A 15,437-nucleotide genomic window follows, 5' to 3' on the forward strand; every position below is an offset into this window, starting at 1 on the left:
TTTATGCCATTCAATATTAAAAAAGATCAGTGCCGATCAGAGAAAATACAGTTGGATCTTAAAAATAGACGGTTGGGAGCAGCGGGCGGCCGTTTTATAGTTGGGTTGTATCGAAAAAAGATCCGAAGGTGAGGTGAGAAGGAGGAAGGTTTAGTTTCAACATTGCTTTGATAAATTTGACGAGGCATTGGAAGGCAAAGGTCGATTACCCATGTTGTCCGCAACGTGGAAGAATTATTCCATCGAAACCGATGTACCGATCGATTTGGTCCGATTGGACCAATTCACGCCGGAGCAGTTGGATCCGTCCCGCTACCCCGTAGCTTATGTTGACGGGACGCTGAAGGATAGCGAGGTCGACGCCGTCGAGAATTACGTCGCGCAAGGAGGTCATGTCGTTGTCCCCTTAAAGGGATGGGTGATGGAACAATATCCGCATGTCTTTCTTGGGAATGAATATCAGGGACTTTCAGGCAAGCTCAGTGAGGATTACCCGGTGCAGCGCCTATTGAACCGGATGGGTCTTGGTCTGATGAACAATACGGCATCGACTCGAACGGAAACCCTGCCCAAATTGACACCGGAGCAATCCGCCAATTATCATTCGCAAAAGCTGCTGGAACTGGCCGAAGCAATTGAGGCCGGGACTCTGTCACCGGATCAGGTAAACGTCGGGCGGCCTGGTGCCGGCGCGGATAAGAAGCTGCAGGTCATCGCTTCGGTGACCGGTGGAACCGTCAGCAGCATCACTCCGCAGAGTCCGCTGTATGCCGTGATCGAGCAGGATGCGAGCGATTTGGAATCCAATCTTACGTTTCCGCTCGACCGTTCCAAAGCGCCCTATACGAGCGCATTATTAGCGTTTCAATTGGGACGGATCGGAAATGACCTGACGGCCCCCAAATCCCCTTATGCCGATCAATTCCCCGGAGCCGTTCCAGCAGAGGCCCCTCGTGTGACGGGACAATCCGTCCACGTGAATTTTGATTATTCAACCTTTGACTATTTGCGTCAAGGGACGGTTCCTAAAAATTGGATTAGTACAGGGCTGTACGCGCCGGCCGGAGAATGGGTAACGGTTCGTGTGCCCGAAGGCACTCAGCATCTAGACGTTCAGGTTGGGGCGCACACGGACAATCTGACAAGTAAAACGGAATGGGAACGACCGCCGGTCATAACGCAGCGAAAGACCCTCTCTCCGGGTGAGAATCGGATTCGCAGTCCTTTTGGCGGTCTGATTTACTTGATTCCAACCAAGCCTCAGCCTGGCGTTGCGAAGGATATTGAAATCAGCGGCGGAGTTCGCGCACCGCATTATATCCTTGGCGAGACCTCTAAGGCCGAATGGGAAGATACGATTCGGCATCATCCCGCCCCCTGGTCGGAGCTTCAGGGACGCAGGGTGATCTTGACGCTGCCGTCCGAGTATATCAGGCAGCTAGAAGATCCACAGCAATTAGTGGAGAAGTGGGATGCGATCGTGGACTACACCGAGGAAGTTGCGGGGCTTTCCCCGGATCAACCGCTGCCGCACAAAAGTATAGACCTTCCGTTCCGTTATGTTGCGGATCGACAGATTAGTGCTGGTTACATGCATGCGGGCTATCCGATCATGTTTCACATCGATCCTTCAGCGGGCCACGCCGTGGACATATCTCGAGTTACACAGGGAGGATGGGGCTTCTGGCACGAGACGGGCCATGAATATCAGCAAGGAGCCTGGAACTGGAACGTAACAGGTGAAATCACGGTTAATATTTACTCCCTTTACGTTCAGGAGAAATTCGGCAACAGCAGCAACTTATTGATTCGCAATGCCGATGGAAAGGACTTCTATGATTTAGCGTTTGAATATATGGAAAGCGATCTTCCAGGTAAGTCGTTCGGTGCTTCCGGCCAGCTGGATCTCTTCGGCTATCTCGTGATGTTCCGCCAGCTTTCCTTGGCTTATGGATGGGACTTTTACGCTGACCTTCATAAGGCGTACCGAGAGCTGCCGGCATCGCAGCTGCCTGCGACGAACCAGGAAGAGATCGATACGTTTGTCGTGATGGCATCCATTACGGCAGGAGAGAATCTGACGGAGTTCTTCGATAAGTGGGCGCTGCCGTATTCCAAAGCGGAGGTTAAATCCCGCATCGAGGCGTTGAACTTACCGTCCCCTGCGCAGGAATTGTGGCGCTTGAGGGAGACGCATTCGCTTAAAGACCCACCAGAAATCAAGGTCGAGTCGGAAACCGAATGGAACCGTGACTCGGTGCAGGTCTCCATCGCGATGACTCCTGAAGCTGAAGCTGCAGGCATGCGGAGCCAATTTAAGCTAGGATCCAAAGGCACATGGACGAATTATACGGCTCCCATACTCTTGGAAACAGAGGGAGAGACAACCGTATATGCCCGAATGGCCGCTTTGTCTGGCGTGACAAGTGACGAAACCTCCAAGACAGTGAGGATTGATCGGAGCGGACCGGAAATAAAGGCAAATGTGCCACAGTCCGTATACCAAACCGAGCGTTTAACCATTTCGCCTCAAATCACGGACACATTAAGCGGCGTATCGGACTTTAGCTTGGAGCTGGATGGCAAGGAAGCTTCCGAAACGCTGGTTAGAGAGCCATTAACGCTGACAGCCGGACCGCATATTCTTCGTATAACGGCAGAAGATGCGGCCGGGAATGTCACGGTTCGTGAATATCCGATCGAAGTTGTTGTCGATCAGGAACAGCTCGACGATATCGTGAGAGCAGGGGAAGAAAAGGGCTGGATTGATAATCACGGCATCACGCTAAGCCTATTGGCCAAAATTGCAGATCTCCAGCAGCATCCTCCTGGAAGCGAAGGAGCCGATGAAGCGCTCACTTCGCTGGAGAACGCCATCAAAGCACAACGGGGCAAGCACATCGATTCCGGTTTTGCGGAGCTGCTTCTTGGAGACATGGACTACATCCGAAACCAAGTCTCGGCTTCATAGCAGCTTATAATTTGCAAAGGGCGGCCGTTTCGGCCGCCCTTTATTTCTGTAGTGACCGTCCATCATGAAATAAATCAGTCCAAGATTAAATTTAGACAATGTACTGCTTTAAAAATATACTGCACAATTAGAAAATACGGCGGTGTTCAATCGCCAAAATGTTCTGTAAGGTGGTGCTTAACAAACCAGAAATCCGCACAACAAGCAAATGAAAAGGGAGGCAAAGATAATGAAGGTCAACAGGCTTAAAGTATTCTGGATTGTTTTGCTTGCCGCCACCATGTCCATGACAGCGGCAGGCTGCGGAGGCCCTGCCAAGGGACAACCGGAGGCAGCGTTGGACCCGGAATCCCCTCCGGTTCTATCGGAACTGACGTATTGGGTGCAAATCGTTAGCCAGGTGTCCGCTACGATGAAGAGTTACAACGAAATCGAGGCTTATAAGGAATTGGAGAGTTTAACCGGAGTGAAAGTGGACTTTCAGCATCCTCCGCAGGGCCAGCAAGCCACGGAGCAGTTTAACCTCATGATGACCTCGGATAAGCTTCCGGATGTGATCGAATATTCTTGGGCCGGCTATCCTGGGGGACCGGAGAAGGCGATCAAGGACGGCAAAATCATCAAACTCAATGATTTGATCGACCAGCATGCACCAAACTTTAAGAAGGTGCTTGAGGAGCATCCGGAGTGGAAGAAGGAAATTATGACCGATGACGGCAGCATATACGTGTTCCCGTTCCTGCGTACCGACGACAGGCTTAAGGTATTTCTCGGACCGACGATCCGGCAGGATTGGCTCGATAAGCTGGGGCTTTCGATGCCGACGACGATTGATGAATGGTACAACGTGTTGAAGGCCTTTAAGGAACAAGACCCGAACGGCAATGGCAAAGCGGATGAGATCCCACTATATCTGACGAAGGGAGATGTCGATACAACGACCGCTTTTCTCGGAGCGTGGGGAATTAACGCCGGATTTTATCAAGAGGAAGGACAGGTTAAATACGGCCCGACTGACCCGAGGTTCAAGGAGTTCCTGACACTCATGAACCAGTGGTACAAGGAAGGCTTACTCGATCAAGACTTTGCGACGACCGATGAGAAAATGCTGGAGGCCAAAATTACCGGCGGGCAAATCGGATCAGCGATTCTATACACCGGCAGTGGGATCGGCAAGTATGGAACGCTCATGAAGGATAAAGATCCGAATTTCAGATTGGTGGCAGCGCCCTACCCTGTGATGAACAAAGGCGACAAGCAAATCTGGGGTTACAAGGACTATGCATTTAACGGAATCGGGGCGGCGATCACGACCAGCAACAAAAATCCGATCGAAACCGTAAAGTGGCTGGATTACGGCTACTCCGAGGAAGGGACCCTGTTATTTAACTTCGGAAAAGAGGGCGTCAGCTATACGATGGAAGACGGCAAGCCCAAATTCAAACCCGAAGTATTAAATGATCCTTCCGGACTGCCAGTGATCCAATCCATGTCCAAGCATAACCGAGCAACCTTCAGCGGGCCGTTCATGCTCGATATTCGTTTCGATGAGCAATATACGACCGAGCCTGATCAGTTGGAGTCCAAGATCATCTGGGCTGAGCCGACCATGGAAAAGAAAATGCCGCGCACAACGCCGACTCAAGCCGAGAGCAGCCGCTATGCTTCAATTATGACAGACATTAACACGTACAAGGACGAGATGTACTTGAAATTCGTCATGGGCGCCGAGCCATTGGATCAGTTCGATAAGTATGTGAAAACCATTGAATCCATGGGTCTAGCGGAAGCCCTGGAAATCCAGCAGAACGCCTTGGAGCGTTACGGTAAGCGGTAGGAAGCAATAAGGCAAAAGATTAAAGGCTAACCGCCGTAGAGCGGCGGAAAATATGCAGTTCCCGTCGCTCTTGGTGCGGCACAATAAATAAAAGTTGGAGGGAGGAATCCGATTGTCTGCTGCACGGGAACATCCCTTCGAGTCTCGCAAAGGGAAATGGACAACGATTGCGAAAGATTTAAGACGGAACAAATACGTCTACATACTGGCGCTTCCCGTTATTCTATACTATGCCGTCTTCCACTACGGACCGATGTACGGTCTATTGATGGCTTTCAAAGATTTCAGTATCGCGGACGGCATTTGGGGAAGCGAGTGGATCGGATTTGAGCATTTTCGCAATTTCTTTAACAGCTATTATTTCGAACGCCTTCTGCGCAATACCGTGCTGATCAATGTTTATGAGCTCATCTTCGCGTTTCCGGCACCGATTATCCTTGCCCTGCTGCTGAATGAAATCCGCAGCCGGCTGTTTAAGCGTACAGTTCAAACGATATCGTATTTGCCGCATTTCGTATCCATCGTCGTGGTTACAGGGATCATGTTCGATTTCCTCGCAAGAGATGGCTTGGTGAATCAGATACTGGGCTTTTTCGGCATCGAATCGATTCCGTTCATGAGCGAGGCCGGATGGTTCCGTACGCTATATGTCGGGTCCGGCATTTGGCAAGGCGTAGGCTGGGGATCAATCATTTATCTTGCCGCCATCGCAACCATTGATCCGACCCTTTACGAAGCAGCCAAGATGGACGGCGCTGGCCGCTGGAAACAGATGCTGCACATAACGCTGCCTGGGATGCTGCCGACGATCATTATTATTTTTATTTTAAATATGGGCTCCATGCTTAGCGTTGGCAGCGAAAAAGTATTGCTGATGTACAGCCCGCTAACTTATGAAACGGCTGACGTGATCTCGACCTTTGTGTATCGGCGAGGGGTTCTGGAGACGGATTACGGTTTTACGACGGCTGTAGGTTTATTTAATTCGGTGGTCAGCTTCATTCTGCTTGTACTCGCGAACTCGATCAGCAAGCGGGTCAGCGAACATAAACTCTGGTAGAGAGGGGGGCGGTTATGGCTAATAAACGAACCGCCGGAGAGACCATATTCGTCTGGTTCAATGCGTTGATTCTAACCGGTCTCTGCTTCGTCACCTTATATCCATTCGTGTACGTTGCCTTTGCTTCGTTCAGCGATCCCGCTTCGTTGGCCCAGCACCGAGGGCTGCTGTTCACGCCGCTTGATATCAACTTCGAAGCCTATAAGGCGGTGTTTAACAATCCGATGATTACGACGGGGTATCGGAACACGCTGATCTACGTTGCGGCGGGAACAGCCATCAATCTGGTGGCCACGGCGATCGGCGCATACGTGTTGTCCCGCAGAAATTTGTACTTTAAAAATCTATTGATGATGTTGATCGTCATTACCATGTTTTTTGGCGGCGGCCTGATCCCGACTTATCTTCTGATCAATAACCTGGGAATGTTGAACACGATCTGGGCGATGCTCATCCCAGGGATGATCGGGACATTTAATATGATCATTATGCGGACTGCCTTTCAGTCCGTACCGATAAGTCTTGAGGAATCAGCGAAAATCGACGGTGCGAACGACCTGATCATTCTGTTCCGAATCATTATCCCCCTGTCCATGCCCGTTATCGCCGTAATGATTCTATGGTATGCCGTGGGACACTGGAATTCATATTTCGGGGCGCTCATCTACCTGCGGGACCGGGAGTTATTCCCGCTCCAGCTTGTGCTCCGGGAAATTCTTATAACCAATACGACGGACAACATGATGACGGAAGCCTCCGGGGACCGGATGGCGATCGCGGACACGATTAAATATGCAACGATCATCGTGTCCACATTACCGATACTGCTTCTGTATCCGTTTTTGCAAAAATACTTCGTCAAAGGTGTCTTGATCGGCGCCATTAAGGAATAGGAGGAGAACGATGGCTGATTCATCATTAGATATCGTAGCGGAAAGCAAGAACCGGATGCAGTGGTGGAAGGATGCCAAATTCGGCATGTTCATCCACTGGGGGGTGTATTCGCTGCTCGGCAAAGGAGAGTGGGTGATGTATGCCGACAAAATTCCGGTAAAGGAATATGAGAAGCTTGCCGGGGAATTCAACCCGACACAGTTTGATGCCAAAGCTTGGGTGAAATGCGCCAAAAGGGCCGGCATGAAATATATCGTCATCACGGCCAAGCACCACGATGGCTTCGCCATGTACCACTCGCGGACGGACCCGTTCAATATTGTTGATGCTTCTTCATTCGGCCGGGATCCGTTGAAGGAACTGTCCGAAGCTTGCAGGGAGGAAGGAATCAGGCTCTGCTTCTACTATTCTCATGTGATTGATTGGCATCATCCGCATGCGCTTCACGATACATTTAACAATCTGTGGGACTATGAGCTGGAGAAGAAGGCGTTCTTCAGTTATTGGAACCATAAAGCAAAGGGGCAAGTGCGCGAGCTGCTGACGGAATACGGCCCCGTCGGACTGCTCTGGTTCGATACATCCGGGGGATTGTCGAAGAAGGAGAGCGAAGCGATGGTCAACATGATTCGTGAGCTTCAGCCCGATTGCCTGATTAACAGCAGAGTGAGCCATTGGCCTGATTTTGGTGATTACCAATCCAAGGGCGATAACGAAATCCCGATGTATGGCGAGGAAACGAGGGAATGGGAAACGCCGATGACCCTAAATCAATCGTGGGGGTACAGCACCAAGGATCAAGTGTGGAAATCGACGGATGCTTTGATCCGAAAGTTGGTGCATATCGTAAGCAAGGGAGGGAATCTGCTGCTCAATGTCGGCCCTACGGAAACAGGAATAATTCCGGAACAATCCGCTTTGCGCCTGAAGGAAGTTGGCGAATGGCTTGCTCGAAATGGAGAGGCGGTCTACGGTACGAGCGCAAGCCCGTTCCCTTATGAGCTGGAGTGGGGAGCGGTTACGGTTAAAGAAGATATTCTCTTCCTTCATGTATACAACCGATATTGGCCAGAGGGAGAACTGGCATTGAACGGGGTGAGAAATACGGTTAAACATGCATATCTGCTCACGGATCCGACGACAAGCAGTCTTCCCGTGCACCAGAGCTATCAACCGGAAACGGACCATCACGCGATGCGGATCCGACTGCCCAAGCATCCCCCGGAAGACCATGTTTCGGTTATTGCATTGGAAGTCGAGGGCAAGATCGATGTAGATCGGGGGTTTATCCAACAGGCGAATGGCTCCATTAAGCTGGATCTTGTACTGTCAGAGATAACGACCGGGAGCGAGATGAACGAGGCACGGTGGAGCTTTAAGGCCTCATCTTCCGGCATTTACGAAGTCATGCTTGTTAATTTCAAAAAATCCGGTGCCGTTTGGGAAAAGGAATACGATCATGAGGTCACCGTACGGGCGGCAGGGCAGACGATCTCATGTATTCCCCAAGAGGATAAGGTCGTCAACGACTCCATATCCTGTCAGCATCCGTACACCGAGGTTCATTCATCTGTCGGACGGATCGTAATTGAGGATCCGGGTACGTATGCGTTGACCTTATCAACCAAGCTTGCGAAACCGAAGCCTTTCGGACCGGAAATTTGGCAGGCGGCAGCCGTGAAGCTTCGTTCGGTTCGATTGGTTCCTCTCATTGGATGACCGGACTTATTAAAGGGATTGCTAGTCCGCTTGGCGAAGGATTCAAGAAATAGGTTTCCATACATTTTCTTGGAGGAATGCCCATGATCTCGATACCCGGCTTTATTCCCGGCAAGCGAAAGAGGAGCAGCCGGGGACGCGTCTTGAAAACCATGATCGTTTCGTACATGCTCATCCTGTTATTGCCTATGACCGTGGGTCTTTTTCTATATGGACGGGTGGAAAACGTGATGGAAAACAATGTGGAGCGTTCAAATTCGGCAATGCTGGAGCAGTTGCGGCTTTCAATGGACAGCAAGCTTAAAGAAGTGGATATTTTGGCAAAACAAATCATGTTTAACCCGAAGCTGGCTCATTTGCTGAATCTTGATAGGCAAGATCCAGCCGGGGCGTATCGCCAGGTAGAATTCGTCCGCGATTACTTGAACCGCTATCAATCTTTTGTAAGCGGATTCGTGAAGGACTATTATGTTCATCTGCAAGCGGGAGACGTCATTCTGAAGCCGGGAATGCGGACGGATGCAAGAACCTTCTACGACAAGTATTATCGGTTTGAGCATATGGAATTTGAAACTTGGAAGCGGACGTTGCTCGGCAGCTACCACAACAAGGCTTTCTTGCCCTCCAATGTGCTGCTGCAGGACCCGAATCAAGCAAATGGCAACCCGGCGGATGTCATCACTTATGCGCAGTCCCTTCCGTTCCATGAAGTTTCCAATATCCGCGGAACGCTTGTGATCATGATCGATGGGCAGCAGCTTCAGGAGATGTTCCGGCAAATCGAGTCCGCGAACGACAGCGAGATTTATATCCTCGACAAGGAACAGGGCGTGATCGCAAGCTCCTCTGGCTCGGAGCTGTCATTACAGGTGACGGAAAAGCTGGCTGGTCCATCGGGATTGTTTAAAACTACATTAAATGGCACGGACAGCATGATAACCTTTACGGAATCCAAGGAAGCTGGCTGGCATTATGTGTCCGTCATGCCGATGGACAGCGTTATGGAACGAGTATCGCAGCTAAAGAGAATGGCGCTCACGGTGTTAGTCGTATCGCTTGTCGCGGGGGCGGCCATTGCTTGTTGGTTTGCATACCGACAATATAGTCCCGTCAAACGGGTGGTTGATGCCATACTTCAAGGAAAGCCGGTTCAGGATAAACCGGCCGCAAACGAATATGATTTTATTTTGCAAACGATCGAAGGCTCGCTCGTTGAGCAGCGGCATCTGAGAGAGCGATTGTTCAGGCAGACGCCTGTCATCCGTGCCGATTTTCTGTCAAGGCTCATTCGGGGATACATTGATCCGGAACATGCGGGCGATCACGGGGGGCCGTCATTAGCGACGATGGGCATACACTTCGCGTCCGACAAGTTTGCAGTCATCATTGTTCAAGCAGTGAATATTACAAGGCTGTCGCCAGAGCCATCCGAGCAAGACTGGACGCAAATTCGGTTTATCATCTCGAATATCGGCACGGATATTGCAAATTCGGGACATCAGGGATTCGCTGTCGATCTGGAACGCGATCGGGTAGCGATCCTGATCAATTTCCATCCGGTTGAAGAGGTGGAAACAGGACTCTTCCTTCATGAGATCGCAGAACGATTGCTTCGGGTCTTGGAGGACCGTTTTCATATTTCCGTGACGATCGCCGTCAGCAGCGTACACACAGGAAACGGAACCATCGGCAGCGCTTATCTGGAAGCAATGGCAGCCCTGGATTACCGGATGTTCAGCGGTAGAAATTCAATCATTCACTTCGGGCATGTACGGGACATTAAGCATCATTATTACTATCCGATCGAATTCGAGACGCAGCTTGTCAACCATGTGAGAAGCGGAGATACGGAAAACGTCGCTAAGCTGCTGGATAATATTTATTCGATGAATTTTAATTCATCGGGAATGACCCCTGAGCTGGGAAGATGCTTGTTCTTCAACATTATCAGCACATTTCTGAAAATACTGAATTTGACCAACACGGATCATGAAAGCCTTCTAGGCCCGAGCTTTGATCCCGTAAAACACATATTCGGTTGTTCCACAAGCGATGAAATGCATACCGAGACCAAGCGGTTGTATGAAAAGCTGTCCCGTCTCTTTCATACGGAGCACAGCGATCACAGCATCCAGCTGCAGCAGGATTTGATGGTATTCATCGACCGGAATTTAACTGACTATAATTTAGGACTTGGCATGATTGCCGACCATTTCGGCATGACGCCGCAATATATCTCGAGTTTCTTTAAGAAGATGAATCAATGCAATATCACCGACTATATTACCCGCGCGAGGATTGAGAAAGCGAAGACTTTGATGGAGCAATCGGAACTGACCAATGCGCAGCTGGCCCAACTAGTCGGCTATACAAACGATGTCGTGTTCATCCGGGCATTCAAGAAATTGGAGGGGGTAACACCCGGCAAATATCGGGTGAGTGCAAGCGGGCATTAAACTTGAACGTGAAGAGGAGTGGCCAATTAGACATGGAAGCGATCCAGGAACCATTAAAATACGGCGAGACCACGACTTGGACGCGTCAAAGGACCGAAGCCGCCATTGAATTCGTGCTGCATAAGAACGATGAAAATTTGGACACATTTTCGGACCGTTTTCCGTCCCCTGCAAGCCGTAATCATATCTACGAGCCAATCGGCAACACGGAATGGACCTCGTCATTCTGGACCGGGATGCTGTGGTTGGCATATGAAGTTACAGGTGATGCGAAGTACCGCTCGACCGCGGAGCATCAACTCCACAGCTACAAGGAGCGTGTGGAGCAGCGCATCGCAACGGAGACGCATGATCTGGGTTTTTTGTATTCCTTGTCCTGCGTGGCTGCATACAAATTGACCGGGAACGAAGATGCAAGACAGGTTGCCTTGGCCGCCGCAGACCTATTGATGGAGCGGTTTTTCGAGAAAGCCGGCATCATTCAGGCTTGGGGGAAGCTGGACCAACCGTCTCAGCGCGGCAGGATGATCATCGACTGCTGCATGAATTTGCCTTTGCTCTATTGGGCGACTGAAGAAACCGGTAAACCGAAATATCGTCGTACTGCCATAAGCCATGCCCGGCAATCCGCTGCATATTTGATTCGTGAGGATTCCTCAACGTACCATACGTATTATATGGATGTCGAGAGCGGAGAGCCAAGATTTGGGCAAACGTCCCAAGGGTACGCGGATCATTCATGCTGGTCGCGCGGTCAGGCCTGGGCCATTTATGGTTTGCCGCTCAGTTATGCATATACAAGGGAAGAAGCGCTGCTGCATCATGCTGAGCGGGTCACGAAATACTTTTTGAATCGGCTGCCTGAGGATTATGTATGTTATTGGGATTTGATATTCACCGAAGGCCCGGAAGAAGAGAGGGACAGCTCGGCGGCCGCCATTTCGGTATGCGGAATGCTGGAACTGGCTAAGCACTTGCCGCTCTCGCATCCGGAGCGCCGAATGTACGAGAACGCAGCACTTCGTATCCTGGAATCTTTATCCGATCGATATACGACGGCTTCGCTCCCTGAATCCAACGGCATTCTCCAGCATGCGGTGTATGGAAAGCCGCTCGGGAACGGAATCGACGAATGCTGCATATGGGGAGATTATTTCTATTTTGAAGCGCTGGTGAGGGTTTTAAAAGATTGGGATATGTACTGGTAAAGGAAAGAACGAGATGCCGAGAAGTACGAACAAATTGCTAATGACCGCCATTTGGCGGTCGTCTTTTTTGTTGCAGGCACAATCAAATCCAATCATCAATTACTTCATGTTGACTTCGCTTGGCTCACGCTGCATTTTCTCTGAATAACTTAAGTCGATTCTTATAACAATAAACCTTGGACTCCATATTTGAACTGCAGATAAGGAGCCATTCCCAAGCCATAATCCGGCTATCAAAGTTGATGCATTGGAAATAAGGCTAAAATATGAGGAGGTTATATGCATGCAATTCCAACAGCCGCAAAATCACCAAAATATTGAAACCGGTATGGTTCCTCCGCAATTGAACCATGGCGGGCACGAAATGTTCGACGTCCACGAAGTGTTGGCAGGGGCCATCAATACGATTGATACTTATACGATGCTGAGCGGGCACGTACAAGATCCGGAGCTTCGGGATATTATGCAGCGCCAGAAGCAATTTATGGCTGATGAATACAACATCACCTTGGAGTGCTTTAAATCAGGGCAAGACCCATCCAAACCAACCCAAAGCTATAAAATGAAGCAGGGGAATGACTTTACTTACGGGATGAAGCCATCCCAGCCGAAGAAACCAATGCAGTCGACAGCAGAAATAAACGATGAGTTCATTTCCCAATGCATGCTGAATGCGGTTAAAGCCGGTGCTACCGTAAAAACAAATGCCGCCCTGGAATCCACCAATCCAGTCGTGCGCCGGGTGCTTGCAGATTCGCTGCCAAACTGTATTGAAATGGCTTATGAAATTTCCCTGTATCAGAACAAGCATGGCTACTATCAGGTACCGCAGCTTCCGCGGCAGGATATGACGCAAATGCAAAATAGCTACGCTCCTGCTATGGTTCAGCCGCAAACACCTGGCAATATAATGCCTCACTAATGATCCAAGCGCCTTATCTCGAATGGGATAGGGCGCTTTTTTTACGACAACTTTTACCATTGCCGGCTCGTTTAGACTCCTTTCACAGCAATCGCGGGAAGTTACTGGGAGCCATCGAAAATGCTTGCCAGATCGCAAATCTTTCATTAACATGAAATGAATCTGTCTATACCTTCGAAAGGAGTATGCCATGATTGTCCTTTAAGGAAACAGGAGGATGGCTTAATGAGTAAAGGCTCGAAATCTGTGATGTTGTTGACAACGGTGGTTCTTCTGGTTGTTCTTCTCGTAGGCTGCGGCGGCACCGACAAATTGACGGTCAATCAGGTTAACATCGTGGCCGATCTGCTGCCGGACGGTGACTTGTACGTGGAGGAGCTTTTTACCTATACTGTCAGCGGTGAGTATGATTCGATATCGCGATTTATGGACAATTTCGGGGATGCGAATATCGAGTTCTTCGAGGCATATGTTCCACCCGTCGATCGGGAACTAGGCAATTTCGGCTATCAAAGTTTAGAGCGGTATCCGGTCACCTTAAGATGGAGAAGGGGTTCCTACTTCATCGATGTACAGGCAAAGGATGAATCCAGGCAGGTATACTATCGCTACAGGCTTGATAAGGAGGCAGTGAAATATGACGATCGCGGAGAGCTGGATTGGTCATTGCTTAAGGATAACGACAAGGAGCATCAGAACGTATCGGTTACGCTGCGTATAAGGCAGCCTGTGCAAGAACCGGTTATCGTCTATGCTTACGACCGCTCCGGTGGGCTGTTACGGAGACTTCCGAACGAGTATCCCGATACGAAAACAAGCTTCTGCCGAAGGGGGATCATGTGCGGATGAAGGTGTTTGTTCCATTAGAGGCGCTTCCCGAGTTGGAAACGACGTCGTCTTCTTCCCTACTATCGGAACGGCTGGAGCAAGAGTCGGCGCTTCAACGCCGATTCGTGGAGCGGGATCGTCTGCTTGAAGCCGGTGTTTATGTAAGCCGCTGGTTGACTTATGCCGCAATAGCAGGTGTCGTGTTTTATGCACTATCCATTCGCAGGCTCGCAGCATGGTGGGACGGACGGCGAATAACCATGGAAGAGATTGAACATATGAATCCGAGCAGTCTGGTCTACCTCTTCAGGAAAGGTAAGCTTCGGCGCGAAAATGTGCTCGCCAGTGTGTTTGCTCTGCGACGCAAGGGCATGCTCGATATTTCCATGGAGCATTTGGGAACGCGGTTTCAGCAAGATGACAGCGCCCCGAAGGAGGGCCCGCAGTTCAGATTCGCGGGGAATCGTTCCGGCTTGACGAAATCGGAGCGGTATCTTCTGAGCTGGCTGTTCCGTGGGACGGAATTTCTGAAACTGGACAGCATATCCGGGCCCACGAAATCAGAACGTCATCAGAAAAGCTCGATGCACATCTACAAGAATCGCTTGAAAGGCCTGGAGACAGGGTTCAATCGTTGGCGGGAGATCGTGGAACAAGAGAATCGCCAAACGATAAAGTACGGAGTATATAGGCCGAGAAAAATAATCTTCGCCGTGCTTGCTCTCGTGCATGTTACATTGCTGACCTACCTGTATATCGCAGACGTTATATCATGGGGATGGATCGGCGTAATGATTCTTATTTTGGGAGGCGGAGCCGCCCTGGCTTCCATTCGTTGGCGTCAGAAAAAATATATCATAGCCTTCTTGATCGTCTGCTTCTTCATGGGTGCTCAAATCATGTACGACCCGGTCGTTGATACATACTTGGACTTTGTTCTTCTATCGATTCTAATGGTCGGACTTATGCCCGGAGTCGTATTAGATCGCAGATCGGAAGCCTGCCGGAGCACGGTGAAACGATATCGCAGAATGCTGGCTAGAGGCGGCAGGAGCGAAGATCGCGAGCCTATTCATCTCGAACGGATGATGGAAGCGGCGCTTCTGCTCGGCGTAGGACGGAGGTTTTTGACACGTATTCGAAAGAAGCAACCGGATTATGTCCGATCTCACGCTTCTCCGCTATTTGATCCGGCTTCGCATGTTGCGCTTGATTTTGCCTTTCAACGGTCATGGAAAGGGTTGGCTGGCAACTCGTCTTCATGGAGCAGCAGCGGCGGAGACGGTGGGGATGGGGACAGCGGTGGCGGATTTTTCGGAGACAGCAGCGACAGCGGCAGCGATGGAGGAGATGGCGGCGATTAAACTGCAGGCTAAAGCGAGAACTTTTTAGCGTATTTTCCTTTTATTCGTAAGCAGCAATATTCATCAATCTTGGCAATTTAGGAGCCCCTCGTTTGATCTAACATTGGTCAGGGGGGCTTTTTTTATTGTCTTCTTCGTATCTAAATTTCGATTAGAGGACAATCTCGCGCGTTTTCGG

Annotated in this window: 10 protein-coding genes; all 10 read left to right on the forward strand. The window is 50.1% G+C overall.

Translation table 11 applies throughout. From position 1 onward, the window contains the following. Nucleotides 1–211: 211 nt before the first annotated feature. The 10 genes from NST08_RS13175 to NST08_RS13220 all read left to right on the forward strand — a co-directional run bounded on the left by NST08_RS13175 (nucleotide 212) and on the right by NST08_RS13220 (nucleotide 15,259). Nucleotides 212–2,971 (forward strand): M60 family metallopeptidase, encoded by a 2,760-nt coding sequence (locus NST08_RS13175; RefSeq protein ID WP_232239275.1) that lies wholly within the window; start codon nucleotides 212–214, stop codon nucleotides 2,969–2,971. A gap of 229 nt (nucleotides 2,972–3,200) precedes the next feature. Then, nucleotides 3,201–4,808 (forward strand): extracellular solute-binding protein, encoded by a 1,608-nt coding sequence (locus NST08_RS13180; protein WP_213613972.1) that lies wholly within the window; start codon nucleotides 3,201–3,203, stop codon nucleotides 4,806–4,808. Nucleotides 4,809–4,920: 112 nt separating this feature from the next. After that, a complete protein-coding gene (locus NST08_RS13185) occupies nucleotides 4,921–5,868 on the forward strand; it encodes an ABC transporter permease (RefSeq protein WP_210094871.1) in 948 nt (315 codons plus the stop codon). Nucleotides 5,869–5,882: 14 nt separating this feature from the next. Then, complete coding sequence (locus tag NST08_RS13190) at nucleotides 5,883–6,761, forward strand: carbohydrate ABC transporter permease (RefSeq protein WP_007128312.1); 879 nt, start codon at nucleotides 5,883–5,885, stop codon at nucleotides 6,759–6,761. A gap of 10 nt (nucleotides 6,762–6,771) precedes the next feature. Further along, on the forward strand, nucleotides 6,772–8,481 hold the full coding sequence (locus NST08_RS13195) for an alpha-L-fucosidase (RefSeq protein ID WP_007128311.1): 1,710 nt from the start codon (nucleotides 6,772–6,774) through the stop codon (nucleotides 8,479–8,481). A gap of 83 nt (nucleotides 8,482–8,564) precedes the next feature. Further along, nucleotides 8,565–10,937 (forward strand): helix-turn-helix domain-containing protein, encoded by a 2,373-nt coding sequence (locus tag NST08_RS13200; RefSeq protein WP_007128310.1) that lies wholly within the window; start codon nucleotides 8,565–8,567, stop codon nucleotides 10,935–10,937. Between the two features lie 32 nt (nucleotides 10,938–10,969). After that, nucleotides 10,970–12,145 (forward strand): glycoside hydrolase family 88 protein, encoded by a 1,176-nt coding sequence (locus NST08_RS13205; protein WP_341341835.1) that lies wholly within the window; start codon nucleotides 10,970–10,972, stop codon nucleotides 12,143–12,145. 283 nt (nucleotides 12,146–12,428) lie between these two features. After that, entirely contained in the window at nucleotides 12,429–13,067 is a 639-nt protein-coding gene (locus NST08_RS13210; protein ID WP_007128308.1) for a spore coat protein, read from the forward strand. A gap of 225 nt (nucleotides 13,068–13,292) precedes the next feature. Next, nucleotides 13,293–13,916, forward strand: a complete 624-nt coding sequence (locus NST08_RS13215) for a DUF2207 domain-containing protein (protein WP_341341836.1) — start codon at nucleotides 13,293–13,295, stop codon at nucleotides 13,914–13,916. Further along, nucleotides 13,913–15,259 (forward strand): DUF2207 family protein, encoded by a 1,347-nt coding sequence (locus tag NST08_RS13220; protein WP_341341837.1) that lies wholly within the window; start codon nucleotides 13,913–13,915, stop codon nucleotides 15,257–15,259. The genes NST08_RS13215 and NST08_RS13220 overlap by 4 nt, the downstream gene beginning before the upstream one ends. Nucleotides 15,260–15,437: the final 178 nt, after the last annotated feature.

Origin of the sequence: Paenibacillus sp. FSL K6-1566, from assembly GCF_038050475.1 — a bacterium.
In the GTDB taxonomy this organism is placed as follows: Bacteria; Bacillota; Bacilli; order Paenibacillales; family Paenibacillaceae; genus Paenibacillus_AQ; species Paenibacillus_AQ lactis.